The following is a 13,188-nucleotide window of genomic DNA, read 5'->3' on the forward strand; positions in this document are numbered from 1 at the left end:
GTCGGAAGAATGCGCGGCCGGTTGTCACTGGAGCGTGGGGCCGGCATGATAGGCGTCGTCGCGCCCGAGCAGGGCCGACGCGACCGCGGCAGGCCAGTCGATCGCGGCGAGCCGCGCGGTGAGCGCGGCGGCCGTGCGGAACATGCCGATGTCGGCGCCCCTGGCGTCGATGGCCATCACGTTGCTGCGGACGTCGCCGCCCGCGATCACGAACGTGCCCGTTGCGCGTTCGAGGTACCAGTCCCAGCCGACCGTCACGTAGGCGACGCCGGCACCGGCCGGGCGATGCCATTCGGTATAGCCGGCGAGGCGGGCGTCGATCGCGTTGTCGCGCAGTTCGGCCAGCAGCGACGGGTCGAGGCCGCTCGCGACATGGTCGAGCGCGAGTGCGGCCAGTGCGCCTTCTGACAGGCGTACGTAGCCGTCCGGGGACGGGCCGGGGACAGGGTGCAGCAAGGGTGAAGTCATGCGCGGAATGTATCAGCCTCGAACGGGTGCTGGAACCTGACAAGTATGACAGCGTGACGTTGTCGGAGAACGAATGGAACTGCGCTGGCAGGATGCCTACCAACAATTCAGCGCCGCGGAAGACGAGCAGCAGCTCTTCCAGCGGATCGCCGCCTATTCCAAGCGGCTCGGATTCGAATACTGCTGTTACGGCATTCGCGTACCGCTGCCCGTTTCGAAGCCCGCGGTCGCGATCTTCAATACCTATCCGGACGGCTGGATGGCGCACTACCAGGCGCAGAACTACATCGAGATCGACTCGACGGTTCGCGACGGCGCGCTCAGCACCAACATGATCGTCTGGCCGGACGTCGACCGGATCGACCCGTGCCCGCTGTGGCAGGACGCGCGCGATTTCGGGCTGTCGGTGGGCGTCGCGCAATCGAGCTGGGCGGCGCGCGGCGCATTCGGCCTGTTGAGCATCGCCCGCCATGCCGACCGGCTGACGCCGGCCGAGATCAACATGCTGACGCTACAGACCAACTGGCTCGCGAACCTGTCGCATTCGCTGATGAGCCGCTTCATGGTGCCGAAGCTGTCGCCGGCGGCGGGCGTCACGCTGACCGCGCGCGAGCGCGAGGTGCTGTGCTGGACGGCCGAGGGCAAGACCGCGTGCGAAATCGGTCAGATCCTCAGCATCTCGGAGCGCACGGTCAACTTCCACGTGAACAACATCCTCGAGAAGCTCGGCGCGACCAACAAGGTCCAGGCGGTCGTCAAGGCGATCTCGGCGGGGCTCATCGAAACACCTTGACGTGACGTGACGCGACGGCGGCGCCGGAGGCGGCGGCCGCCACTTGGCTCACTCCATCATCGGCTCCGCTTCCTTCGCGGTCCAGCTCACGCTGGAAATGCTTTTCTCCATGCTCATCCGGCTCGCGATCTGCTCGAGCTTCTGCTGATCCTTCGGATGCAGCTTCAACGTCGCGGTGACCTTCAGCCGGTCCGGCTGGTCGGGCACGTCCTCGCTCGTGAGGCTCTGGAACGACAGCGGCTTCGCATACATCGCGTTCGACAGCAGCGTGCGGATGTGCACTTCGTCGGCGGCAAGGCAGATCACGGTGATCTGGTATTCGCGCACGAGATCGGCATTGGAGACGGGCGTCGCGTTGATGGCCTGGCTGACGCCGCGCAGCACCGTATTGGTAAGCAGCACGACGCCGGTGCCGGCGAGCGCGGGCACGTAGTGGCCGGAGCCGGCCAGTACGCCGACGGCGGCCGAGCACCACAGCGTGGCGGCCGTGTTGATGCCCTGAATCGAGCCCTTGTCGCGCATGATCACGCCGCCGCCGAGAAAGCCGACGCCCGACACGACATACGCGGCGATCTGCGTGACGCCCGCGACGCCGTTGCCGGTCAGCACGCCGAGCGTGACGAACAGGCACGCGCCGCTCGCGACGAGCGTGATGGTGCGCAGGCCGGCCGTGCGCTGGCGCATCTGGCGCTCGAGGCCGATGGCGACGCCGCAGGCGAACGCGGTGAAAAGGCGAAGTGCGAAATCGAAAGTCATGGTTGTCCTGCCGTGCAAGAAGCGCATGCCGGCACGCGCCGCCGCGGCGCAAGGCCGAAGGCGACGCGGCGCGAGCCCTCATCGCGCGGTACTGTACCGCGCGAATGCGTCATTCAGTGTGAAACGGGGGAGCGTGCGGCTCGCGGAACGCGAGCCGTGGCAGGAGAACTGCAGCGGACAGGCGTTCAGGCGGCAAGCGGCGCACGCAACGGAGTGCTGCAACTGTCCACGATGGTTCCTGAAGGAAGAATGGGCGGCATTCTAGTGGGCGGCGCGCGCTGGCGTCAACCGCGTTGCGGCCGGCGCTACTGCGCCGAGCCGATCGTCCCGGTCGCGAGTGCGAGCGCGGCCGCGGCTGACAATGCGCCGGCATAGCTGTCGACCTCCGCGTTGCGCGCGGCGAGCAACTGGCTTTGCGCGATCGTCGCGTCGGTGACCGAGCCGACGCCGTTCCGGTACGCGGTCAGCGCCGCGTCGTAGCTCGTTTGCGCGGCATCGACGAGCGCCTTCGCGGCGTCGTGCGACGCCAGGCTCGTCTGCACCGCGTTCTGCGCGGCGACGACCTGGCGTACCGCTTCCTCCTTGGTCCGCGTGAGGCGGGCGGATGCGCTTTCCGCGTCGTTGCGTGCCTGCATCAGCACGGCCGAGCGCAGGCCGCCGTCGTACAGCGGGATCGTCACGCCGAGGAATACGCCGCCGCCGTAGCGGCTGCCGTTCAGGTTGACGGTCGGCGCCTGGTCGCCGATCGCCGGCAGCGCGGAGATGGACGTACCGCCGCTCGCATACGACGTCGACGCGGACAGGAAGATCTTCGGCATGAACGCGGCTTGAGCCGCCTTGATCTTCGCGCGGTTGGCCTTTTCGACCGCGAACGCGCCCTGCAGGTCGGGGCGGCGCGCGATCGCGTCCGACACGATCGTGTCGACCGACGAACCGAGCGCGGGCGGCAGCGGCCGCTTCGGCAGCGCGGCGATGGTCGGCTTCGACAGCGGCGAGATGCCGAGCGCGGAGACGAGGGCGAGGTAACTGTCGCTCTCGGCGCCGTTCGCCTGCACGAGCGCGAGGTTCGCCTGCGCGCGGTTCTGCGTCGCCTGCGCGAGTTCGACGACCGTGCCGACGCCGTGCTTGAGCCGTGCGCGGGACGCCGCGAGGATCGCATCGGCGTTCGTGAGGCCCTGTTGCGCGCTGAGCGCGTGCGAGCGGGCGGCTTCGTAGCGGTAGTACGAGACCGTCACGTCGTGGATCACCTGCTGGTGCACGGCCGTGAACGCGACGTTCGACGCGATCGATGCCTGTTCGGCCGCTTCGACGCGCGCCGCGCGGCCGCCGAAATCGAACAGCAGCCATTGCAGCGACAGCGCCGAAATCGTGCCGTGCGCGGTGGTGTTGCTCGATGAATCACCGAGGATCGTCGACGTCGAGCCGTGGTTCGCCTGGTACGCACCCATCGCCGTCGCCGACAGGCGCGGGAGATAGGCGGACTTGGCGAGGCCCACCGCGAGCGCCGCGTTGCGCGCGTCGTTCCATGCGATGCGGGTCAGCGGATTGGCCGATTCGGCCAGATCGATCAGCTCGGGCAGCGTGTACGCATGTGCGGCATCGAGCGCGGCCGGCGCCGAAACCGACGCGAGTGCCGGCGAGGCAGGCAGCGTGTAGTCATGCGCACCTTGCGCGGATGCGCGCGGCGGCGCCGCCACGATGTCGCCCGCGGCGGACGTTTGCGGCTGCCACGGGCGGTCGGACGCCTCCGGCGCCAGATCGATCGACGACGTCGCGCAGCCGGCCAGCGCGACGGCGGTCGCGAGCACGGTGGCGGCGATCGCGGCGGCCGGCGGTTCAGGTAGGCGCATGAGGGGCAGGCTCCTTCGGTGTGGCTTGACGGGCGGCGTCGGCGATCTGCGCGAGCCGCGTGTCGATGAGGTTCAGCAGCGCATCGCGCGCGGGGTCGGTGGGGGCGGCGCTCGACGGTGGTGTCGGAGCGGGCGTGCGGGGCACGGTGTCGCCATTGCCCGGTTCGGTCACGCGCGCGAGTTGCGCGTCGATTGCCGCGTCGCCCGGCTTGCGTTCGGCGAGCAGGAACAGCGGACCTTCGATCGCGCCGAGTTCCGCGAGCGCGCGCCGCCGGGTGGCGAGCCACGTCGCGGCCGGCCGCACCCACGACGGCTCGTAATGGACCAGGCCAAGCTCCTGCGAGATCGCGCCGTGTCGGGCGAACGCTTCGGCCGCGAGCGCGCGCCGCTCGGCCGGCTGCGCGATCTGCGCGATGCGTCGCCACTGGTCGAGCAGCGCGGCGAACGCGACGTCGATCTGCTTGCCGATGCTGACCGGCCAGATGCGTGTGAACACCAGATACACGACGACGTTGCCGAGCAGGATGCCGATCGTGCGGTCGCGCGCGATCGTCAGGTCGAAGCCGGGGCCGGCGCCCTGGATCACGCACAGGAAAAACGCGAAGGCGACCTGGAAGCCCGCGTACGCGATGCGCGGCGATCCGAAGGCGATCCACGCGGACAGCCACGCGCCGGCGAACACCAGCGCCATCAGGTGGCCGACCGACGACAGCGCCGGCACGACGAACACGAGCGCGGCGGTGCCGAGCAATGCGCCGATGATGCAGCCGAAGATCCGCAGCGTGAGCTTCTCGACCGTTTCGGCCGTCGAGCCGAGCGACACGATGTAGCAGGTGACGACGCAGGTATGAATGCCCGACCAGTCGAGCTGCGAGTACAGCAGATAGCAGAAGATCGCCGCGGCAGTCGTCTTCAGCGCATAGCGGATGTGGTCGGGATTGGTGCGTGCGTCGGGCAGGAAGAAGCCGCCGTGTGGTGCCGGTGCCGGCGCGGCGGCGGGTGCTTCGGGCGTGGCGGCAGCGGCGGCGGGCGTTGCGTTGGCCGAAGCCTCCGCCGTTGCATCGACCGTAGGCGCTGTCGCGCCCGGCTCCGCGAAATGCGTGATCGCATCCTGGAGATCGGTCGCGGCGATGCGTGCGAGCGGCGGCAGCGCGTCGGCCGGCGGCAGCGCGAGCGTCACGTCGACCGGGTAGCCGCCGCGTTCGAGAATGGCGGCCATGTCGTCGAGCGTCGCGGCGAGGGGTGTGGCGAACGCATCGGGCAGCCGCGCGTCCGGCTCGCGATCGGCCAGCGCGACGCCGACCATCAGCGCGGTGCTCGACGCGATGGCCTGCCGCAGCGCCGCGAAGTCGGCGGCGCTCGACGAGCCTTCGAGCTTCGACAGCTTGAGCCACGTGAGCAACTGCTTGTCGCCTTCGCGCAGGCTCGCGTCGAACGCGGCACGTGCGTCGTCGTCGCCGCGCAGGCGCCGTGCGGCGAGCCGCAGCCGCTTCGCGAGCTGCGCGTGCGCAAGCTTGCGCGGCGACGGCGCGATCAGCAGGTTGACGACGATCGCCACGCCGACGGGGATCGCGATCGTCAGCCAGATATACAGCAGCGCGCGGGTGGCGGCTTCACCGAACGGCGCGAGGCCGAGCTGGTCGAGCCCGAAGCCGACGATCATCGCGAGGATCGCGCCCACCGGGCGCAGCTTGCTGGCGGAAGTCAGATACAGGAGGGCGACCGACAGCACGGCCATGCACGCGACCCGCAGGATCGAATAGTCGATGCTGAAGATCGCGATGCCGAGCACGAGTCCGATCACGATCGTGACGATCAGCAGCAGCGCGGCCGCGAGCACCACGCTCGTCACGCGGTCGGCACGGATCATGAAGAACACGACGTACGCGGACAATGCGGCTTCGGGCGTGCCGTACGCGGCCGTCACGAACGCGGTCAGCGCGCAGATCAGCGCGACGCGCACGGCGATCGCCGCGCGCCCCGGAAACGGCGCGAGCAGCCGCAGGACTTCGCGCGGGCCCGGCGCGCGAACCTCAGCGGCAGGCTGAGCCATGCCGGACCTCGACGATCGCGCTCGCGCCGACACGCACGAGCTTGCCGTCGGGTTCGTCGAGCTTCACGCGCACGGGGAAGCGCTGCGCGACGTGCACCCAGTTCACCGAGTTCTGCACGATCGGCAGCGAGCGCGGCAGGTTGATGCGCGCGCTGTCCGCGATGCCGGCGCCAATGCCGACGACCTTGCCCGTCAGCGGGCGGCTGCGGTCGATCATCGAGTAGACGGTCGCGCAGTCGCCGACCGCGATGCGATTGAGCGACGTCTCGCGGAAATTGCCGACCGCGAACCATTCGCTCGCATCGATCAGCGTGAAGATCGACTGGTTCGGCGCGAGGGTTTCGCCGGGCAGCACGCTCAGGCCGGTCACGAGCCCGTCGTGCGGCGCGCGCACGACCGTATCGTCGAGCGCATGCTGCGCGCGGGCCAGCGCGGCTTCGCGCGCATGCAGCGTCGCGATCGCGTCCGCGTCGTCGCCGATCGTCTGTGCGGACGCGCGCTGCTGCTCCTGCGCCTGCGCGAGCGACACGGACGCGTCGCGCTGGCGCACCTTCGCCTGGTCGAACTGCTGCGCGCTGACGTAACCCTGCGCGGCGAGCGGCGCGAGCCGGTTCACGTCGCGCGTCGCGAGATCGTAGTTCTGCGTCGCGCGCTTGACCTGCTCGGCGGCGACGGACGCATTCGAGCGCTCGCCGATCAGCGAACGGCGGCGCGTGTCGAGCGACGCGCGCGCGAGTTCGAGGTCGGCCTGCGCCTGCGCGACGGTCAGCCGGTACGGCACGGGATCGATCACGTACAGCAGGTCGCCTTTCGCGACGCGCTGGTTTTCATGCACGGCGAGCTGCACGATGCGACCGCCGACCGGCGACGCGACGTGCACGACGTCCGCGTCGATCGACGCGTCGTCGGTGGACGGGTAGGCGGTCGTGCGGTGGTACGCGTACGCGAGCGCCGCGATGCCGAGCGCGACGATCGCGAGCGCGATCACGCGGCCTTTGACGGAGGGGCGGGCGATGCCGGCGGCCTTCATGCGAACGGCCCCGTGCCGGTGAGCCACACGATCACGGCGACCACGAGCCCGATCGCGGTGCAGACGGCGAGCTGGTAGGGCACCGTCGCGGCCCAGCCGGTCGCGACGAACACGCGATGCGCGACGATCGCGCCGACGACGCCGACGATCGCGCTGACGAGCCACAGCGGGAAGTACGCGCCGAACAGCACGTAGGACGGTGCGCCGCGCGATGCGCAGCCCGCGAGCGGCAGGGCGGGCGCCAGCACGGCGGCGACGCGCAGCGGCGCGCGCGGCGTTGTTTTTCTCATGGTGTGACGAGCTCGACGTTTGGGGGTGGATGCCGGGCGCGGCGCAATGCGAATCGTCGCCGCGACGACGATTCCAGGATACGGAGCCGATCATAAATCAGCGCGATGCGGATCGCCAGCGATCCGGCATACGATTACGGCACGGGTCGTGGCCGTGCCGGGGCCGCGCCGTCGCTCATGCCGGACGGTCCGGCGGTGCGTGTCGGCAGCGATGATCGGGCCGCCGCGATTCTGCCAGCACCCGCTCGCGTAGGGTTGCTAACGGACTGTAAAGGATCGTCAGACGAAAAGCGCGCAGTGGAATTTGCCATGCCGACGCAGCGGAATCGGCGCGCAAACCGCCGATTGCCGCTCGAACGCATGCGAATCCGGTCAGTCCGGTCGCTCGCGCGCATCCTCGACGAGCAGGTCGACGAGATCGCGCGCGAAGCGCGGCAACGCATCGAGATCGGCGACGCAGATCTGCAACTGGCGCTCGGCCCAGTCGTCCTCGAGCGCGACGAGGCGCAGCGCCATCGTCCTCGCATGGCGGCGCGCGGTGCCTTCGGGCAGCACGCCGACGCCGACGTTCGCCTCGATCATCCGGCATGCGGTTTCGAAGTTGCTGACCTGGATGCGCCAGCGCAGCGTGCGCTGCACGTCGGCGGCCGCGCGCTTCAGGAAGGTGTGGATCGCGCTCGCCTCGGGCAGGCCGATGAAGTCGTGGTCGAGCGTCGCGACGAACGGCGTCGACGCCAGGCTGGCGAGCGGATGCCCGAGCGCGGTCGCGAGCACGAGACGGTCGCGCCGGTACGGCATCGCCTGCAGCCCGTCGGTGCACACGTCGCCGGCGACGATGCCGATGTCGATCATGCCGTCCTGCACCGCGCGCACGATGTCGGGGCTCAGCCGCTCCTGCATGTCGATCGTCACGTCCGGATGGTTGACGAGATAGTGACGCAGTACGCCCGGCAGGAACTCGCTCATCGCCGTGGTGTTCGCGAACACGCGCACGTGGCCTTTCACGCCCGACGCATATTCCTGCAGGTCGCCGGTCAGTTGCTCGAGCTGGCGCAGCACGCGGCGCGCATGCGCGAGCAGCGTGTCGCCCGGCGCGGTCAGCGTGACGCCCTGGCTCGTGCGGCTCAGCAGCTTCACGCCGACCTGCTCCTCGAGGTGCTTGATGCGGGTGCTGGCGGCCGGCACCGACAGATGCGCGCGTTCGGCGCCGCGTGTCAGGCTGTTCGCTTCCGCGATGTGCGTGAAAAGTTTGAGGTCGACGATATCGAAGCGCATGGACGTGGCGGCGGGAGGATGGCCGATTATCGCGCGAAGCCGCACGGCGCTGCACCGTCGGCGGCGACCCGTCGTCGCGACCGGGATCTGTGTACCATCGTGCGTAGGGCGCGACACGCGGCACCTGGGCATTACGGCCCGTGCGCCGCGTGCCGCGGATGCGGTCGTGCAACGAAGGTGAACGTTTCATGCGAAGTTTCTTTGTCCGGTTCATTGCAATCGGCGTGCTGTTCCATCTGTACGTCGGGATGCGGATCATTCCCGATGCGTTCGCGTCGCCGCTCGCGCGTACGATCGCGGCGCTCGTGCTGGCGAGTTTCGTCGTCTTGATTCCGGTCGGCATGTTCTCGCGCCGCTTCGACGAAGGCTGGGCGGCGACGCTGGTCGGCTGGGCCGGCGCGCTCGTGATGGGCTTCTTCTCGTCGCTGCTGGTGCTGACGCTCCTGCGCGACTTCGTGCTGCTCGGCGTGCTCGTGTGGCGGCATCTCGGCCATGACGGCGCATGGCCCGGCGCCGCGCCCGACACGGCGCTCGGCGTGCTGGCGGCCGCGGTGCTCGTGACCGCGATCGGGTTCGTCGGCGCGCGCCGTACGGCGGCGGTCAAGCGCGTGTCGATTCCGGTCGCCGGGCTGCCGGCCGCACTCGACGGGCTGACGATCGTGCAACTGTCCGATATCCACGTCGGGCCGACGATCAAGCGGCCCTACATCGAGCGGATCGTGCGCGCGGTCAATGCGCTCGACGCCGACCTGGTGGTCGTGACGGGCGATGTGGTGGACGGCTCGGTCAAGCGCCTGCGCGAACACACCGCGCCGCTCGGCCAGATGCGCTCGCGGCACGGTACCTTCCTCGTGACGGGCAACCACGAGTACTACGCGGGTGCGCATGCATGGATCGACGAGTTTCGTCGTATCGGGCTGACGGTGCTGCTGAACGAGCACGTGTTGATCGAGCGCGGCGGCGCGCGGGCGGTGCTCGCGGGCGTGACCGACTTCACGGCGGGCGGCTTCGATCCCGCGCATCGCAGCGACCCCGCGCAGGCGCTGGCCGGTGCGCCGCGCGACGTCGGCACGAAGATCCTGCTCGCGCACCAGCCGCGCAGCGCGGAAGCGGCGAGCCGCGCGGGCTTTACCGTGCAGTTGTCGGGGCACACGCATGGCGGCCAGTTCCTGCCGTGGCCGCCGTTCGTGCGGTTGCAGCAGCCGGTGGTCGGCGGGCTGAACCGCTTCGGCGACATGTGGCTGTATACGAGCCGCGGTACCGGCTACTGGGGGCCGCCGAACCGCTTCGGCGTGCCGTCCGAGATCACGCTGATCCGGCTGACGCGCGGCTAGCGGATGGCCGGGAGGCGTCCGTCACGCAATACGAACGCGTATCGCGGTGCACGGCAGGTTTTTCGGCGGCTTTCTTTCAGCAGGGAATGGCAGCGCATGGCGGCGCGCGGCGCCGTTGGCTAGTATGCAGACATGCCTCGTTTGCTTCGTTCCTTGCCCGTTCCTGCCGACATGTCGACGCCCGATCTCTTCGCTGATACGCCCGCGCCCGACGTGGACTGGTACCCGGACTGGCTTGCGCCACCCGCCGCGGACCACGCGCTGGCCGCGCTGATCGACGAGGTCGCGTGGCGACAGGACACGATCCGCACGCCGCGCGGGCGCATTCCGTTGCCGCGGCTCACCGCGTGGCAGGGCGAGCCTGATGCCGTGTACGTGTACTCGGGGATCCGCAACGTGCCCGAACCCTGGACGCCGGCCGTGCTCGGGCTGAAGCACGCGGTCGAGGCGACGTGCGGCGTGGGTTTCAACAGCGTGCTGCTCAATCGCTACCGCAACGGGCTGGACAGCCTCGGCTGGCACGCGGACAACGAACCCGAACTCGGCGACGCGCCGGTGATCGCGTCGGTGAGTCTCGGCGCGATGCGCGTGTTCGATCTTCGCCATCGCGAGACCGGCGTCACGCATGCGTACCGCCTCGTGCATGGCAGCCTGCTCGTGATGCGCGGGCGCACACAGGCCGAATGGCAGCACCGCGTGCCGAAGGCGCCGGGCGTGCAGGGCGAACGCGTCAACCTCACCTTCCGACGCGTATCGATCGCGGCCGGATAGATCGCGCCCCCGTTTCGGTGATTCACGAAAGGCCAATGCAAGCAATCGGTTGCGCGTGCGGCACGTTGCCGCACGAATTCAATGCAGCGTGTCCGGCCGGGCGCTCAGGCCCGTCCCGCAAGGCTTTCAGGTAGATTCGATCGACCGCCCGGTTTCGATAGGTGAGTGAAACCTCTGATGGTGCGTCGCAACAATTATTGACTACACTGAGGAATGGCACAAACGCGTCGGCAGGCCGGCGCGATCCTTTCGACATGCCTCCATGCGTTGCCGACGTAGCGCGCAACGGGGCAGGAGCACAACGCGTGACCGTACTCGACCCTTCCTTCGAACCCTCGCTACACGTCTTCGAGCAAGACGGCGGATGGCAATGGGCGCTGACGGTGAAGCGGGCGACCGGCGTCGGCGTGAAAGTCGTGGCGTTCAGCCGCGAAGGCTTTCGCGGCGAAGCCGAGGCATACGCCGCCGGCCAGCTTGCCCGCGCCGAATATGACCACGCCGTGACGGCCTGACGCCGTCGCGGCGATCCCGCCCGAGGATCGTCTTCCTCCGTGCCGTCCGTTGCCGGACGGTGTGTCCCCGACTGTTTCTCATTTCTGGTTTTTCGTTGGCGGTTTTGCCGCGCCAATTGGTTCGTGCGGTTCGATGTTGAAGCATCGCGCCGACTCCGACACGCGTAGCGGAAGCCTGTGCGCGGGTTTGCGACCTCCCGGGCAAAGCGCGAACCCCGTATGGCGGAAGCGCGCCTGGAAAATGCCGAGCCATATCGTAATAAGATATGACGTTATCGCATCCGCAGGACGATGACGTCCCGCATTCCTGAAAGGAGCTATCCGTGCAACTCACCCAGTTAGGCGGGCATGTCGCCCAATCCGGCATCGCCGAACGGCAAAAACACGCGCAGGCGCTGATGTTCGGGATGGCGAACATCGACGAGTACGTGTCCGGCGGCGTCTGCTACGACGCCGCTGCTTATGTCCGCTATCTGCTGCGCGCCGACGCGATGATCGCGCCCGGTACGTTGCTCGACACGATCGGCCAGCTGTGGAAGACGCGCTTCAACTTCGAGACCGGCAATCAGTGGGACGGGCGCGCGAGCATTCCGGCGGGCACCGCGGTCGGCTTCGCGCGGGGCACCAATGTCTTTCACGCCGCGATCGCCGTCGGCGGCACCCGGATTCGCGGGATCAACGGCGGCCTGCTGGGCGCCGGATGGCTGCATCCGGTCGATCTCGCACGCGTGCTGCAGCCGGACCCGGCCGGCGGCTTTGCGTACGACCGCACGACCATTCGCGTCTATCTGTCGCGTCTGTAGGCTGCCTGGCGTCGACGCTCACGCTTCGGCCACCGTCGCCCGACCGCGTGCCGCGCGCCAGCGCCGCGCGGCCGCCTTCCCGCCGTCCGGCGATTTCCGCATGGCGTCGCGCCGTCCAACGCTGCTATCCTCTCGACCTTGAATGACGCGTCATGGTGCGTGGATGCGCGTGCTGCATCGCGGCGCCGCGCAGCGGTGCGAGCCCACGCGCGCACTGAGGTAGCATGACTGAATCTCCACGGCGATCCATGACCTGTTTCGTGACTGATTTCCTTCCGTCCATGTCCACATGGTCAAGACAACGATGAGCGATGCACCTGAGCCGGCGGCGCCTGGCGACGACGAGTCGTCGGGCGGCGGCGCTTCGTCCTATCTGGTGCCGGGGCTCGAACGCGGGCTGCGGATCCTCGCCGAATTCTCCGCGCGCGAGCCCGTGCTCGGCGCACCCGAGCTGTCGAAGCGCATCGGCATTCCGCGCACGACCACGTTCCGCCTGCTGCAGACGCTCGAGGCGCTCGGCTTTCTCGAACGCGTGAACGGCGACCGCTATTTCCGGCTCGGCGTCGGCGTGTTGCGGCTCGGCTTCGAATACCTGAATTCGCTCGAACTGACCGATCTCGGCACGCCCGTGCTCGAACGGCTGCGCGATTCGACCGGCCTGTCGACGCACCTGCTGATCCGCGACCAGCGTGACGTGGTGTTCGTCGCGAAGGCGCAAAGCAATGCGTCGATGTTCGGTTCGGTGAAGGTGCACGTCGGCACGCGCCTGCCCGCGCATGCGACCGTGCACGGCCACGTGCTGATGGGCGACCTGACGCGCGATGCGCTGCGACAGCTCTATCCGGAGAAGAAACTCGAACAGTTCACCGAGCGCACGCCCGGCACCGTCGACGAGTTGTACGAACGCGTGCGTCATTACGCGCGGCTCGGCTACGCGGTCAGTGAGGCGGCGTTCGAGAGCGGCATTTCCGCGGTGACGGCGCCCGTGCGCGATCATTCGGGCTCGATCGTCGCGGCGATCACCGCGACGGTGCCGCGCTCGGAGATCGGCGAGGCCGGCGAGAAGGAGCGGCTCGTCGAAGCGGTGTGCGGCGCGGCGGTCGACCTGTCGCAACGGCTGAACTATCGTCCGCTCGAAAGCGACCCGACGTTCGCGCATGCGCGCCACAAGGTCGCGATGTTCTGACGCTCGCGCATCGAGCCGGCCGCGGCGCGCGGCATTGCGAACGAAGAGAGCGGCCCGCGGGCCGCTC

At 69.0% G+C, this 13,188-nt stretch carries 13 protein-coding genes; 6 read left to right on the forward strand and 7 right to left on the reverse strand.

All coding sequences use genetic code 11. From position 1 onward, the window contains the following. Positions 1-24 precede the first annotated feature (24 nt). Positions 25-468: a DUF4902 domain-containing protein gene (locus JMF86_RS18860; RefSeq protein WP_011547408.1), complete on the reverse strand. Its 444-nt coding sequence runs from the start codon at positions 466-468 to the stop codon at positions 25-27. A 73-nt stretch (positions 469-541) separates the two neighbouring features. Between JMF86_RS18860 and JMF86_RS18865 the strand changes: the two genes are divergently transcribed. Further along, positions 542-1,261: an autoinducer binding domain-containing protein gene (locus JMF86_RS18865; RefSeq protein WP_011547409.1), complete on the forward strand. Its 720-nt coding sequence runs from the start codon at positions 542-544 to the stop codon at positions 1,259-1,261. A 48-nt stretch (positions 1,262-1,309) separates the two neighbouring features. On the opposite strand, the gene JMF86_RS18870 is transcribed toward JMF86_RS18865, so the two are convergent. From JMF86_RS18870 to JMF86_RS18895, 6 genes are all read right to left on the reverse strand, one after another. Continuing rightward, positions 1,310-2,017: an MgtC/SapB family protein gene (locus JMF86_RS18870; RefSeq protein WP_006483946.1), complete on the reverse strand. Its 708-nt coding sequence runs from the start codon at positions 2,015-2,017 to the stop codon at positions 1,310-1,312. 305 nt (positions 2,018-2,322) lie between these two features. Then, complete coding sequence (locus JMF86_RS18875; RefSeq protein WP_011694777.1) at positions 2,323-3,867, reverse strand: TolC family protein; 1,545 nt, start codon at positions 3,865-3,867, stop codon at positions 2,323-2,325. Continuing rightward, entirely contained in the window at positions 3,854-5,920 is a 2,067-nt protein-coding gene (locus JMF86_RS18880; RefSeq protein ID WP_011547411.1) for an FUSC family protein, read from the reverse strand. The genes JMF86_RS18875 and JMF86_RS18880 overlap by 14 nt, the downstream gene beginning before the upstream one ends. Then, positions 5,901-6,950, reverse strand: a complete 1,050-nt coding sequence (gene mdtN, locus JMF86_RS18885) for a multidrug transporter subunit MdtN (RefSeq protein WP_011547412.1) — start codon at positions 6,948-6,950, stop codon at positions 5,901-5,903. The genes JMF86_RS18880 and mdtN overlap by 20 nt, the downstream gene beginning before the upstream one ends. Continuing rightward, positions 6,947-7,240 (reverse strand): hypothetical protein, encoded by a 294-nt coding sequence (locus tag JMF86_RS18890; RefSeq protein ID WP_011547413.1) that lies wholly within the window; start codon positions 7,238-7,240, stop codon positions 6,947-6,949. Before JMF86_RS18890 ends, mdtN begins: the two co-directional genes overlap by 4 nt. Positions 7,241-7,612: 372 nt before the next feature. Next, positions 7,613-8,515, reverse strand: a complete 903-nt coding sequence (locus JMF86_RS18895; protein WP_011547414.1) for a LysR substrate-binding domain-containing protein — start codon at positions 8,513-8,515, stop codon at positions 7,613-7,615. A 188-nt stretch (positions 8,516-8,703) separates the two neighbouring features. On the opposite strand from JMF86_RS18895, the gene JMF86_RS18900 reads away from it, so the two are divergent. The 5 genes from JMF86_RS18900 to JMF86_RS18920 all read left to right on the forward strand — a co-directional run bounded on the left by JMF86_RS18900 (position 8,704) and on the right by JMF86_RS18920 (position 13,121). Beyond that, the gene (locus JMF86_RS18900) at positions 8,704-9,849 is read left to right on the forward strand and encodes a metallophosphoesterase (protein ID WP_011547415.1); all 1,146 of its coding nucleotides are present in this window, start codon (positions 8,704-8,706) and stop codon (positions 9,847-9,849) included. Positions 9,850-10,020: 171 nt separating this feature from the next. Next, a complete protein-coding gene (locus tag JMF86_RS18905; protein ID WP_172593233.1) occupies positions 10,021-10,620 on the forward strand; it encodes an alpha-ketoglutarate-dependent dioxygenase AlkB in 600 nt (199 codons plus the stop codon). A gap of 305 nt (positions 10,621-10,925) precedes the next feature. Next, positions 10,926-11,132, forward strand: coding sequence for a hypothetical protein (locus tag JMF86_RS18910; RefSeq protein WP_006478718.1), 207 nt, complete (start codon positions 10,926-10,928; stop codon positions 11,130-11,132). A gap of 323 nt (positions 11,133-11,455) precedes the next feature. Beyond that, positions 11,456-11,935, forward strand: a complete 480-nt coding sequence (tecA, locus tag JMF86_RS18915; protein ID WP_011547418.1) for a type 6 secretion system effector deamidase TecA — start codon at positions 11,456-11,458, stop codon at positions 11,933-11,935. 289 nt (positions 11,936-12,224) lie between these two features. Next, on the forward strand, positions 12,225-13,121 hold the full coding sequence (locus JMF86_RS18920) for an IclR family transcriptional regulator (RefSeq protein WP_011547419.1): 897 nt from the start codon (positions 12,225-12,227) through the stop codon (positions 13,119-13,121). The last annotated feature ends 67 nt before the right edge of the window (positions 13,122-13,188 follow it).

The sequence above is a fragment of the Burkholderia sp. E168m15 genome (assembly GCF_016586105.1).
Classification (GTDB): domain Bacteria; phylum Pseudomonadota; class Gammaproteobacteria; order Burkholderiales; family Burkholderiaceae; genus Burkholderia; species Burkholderia orbicola.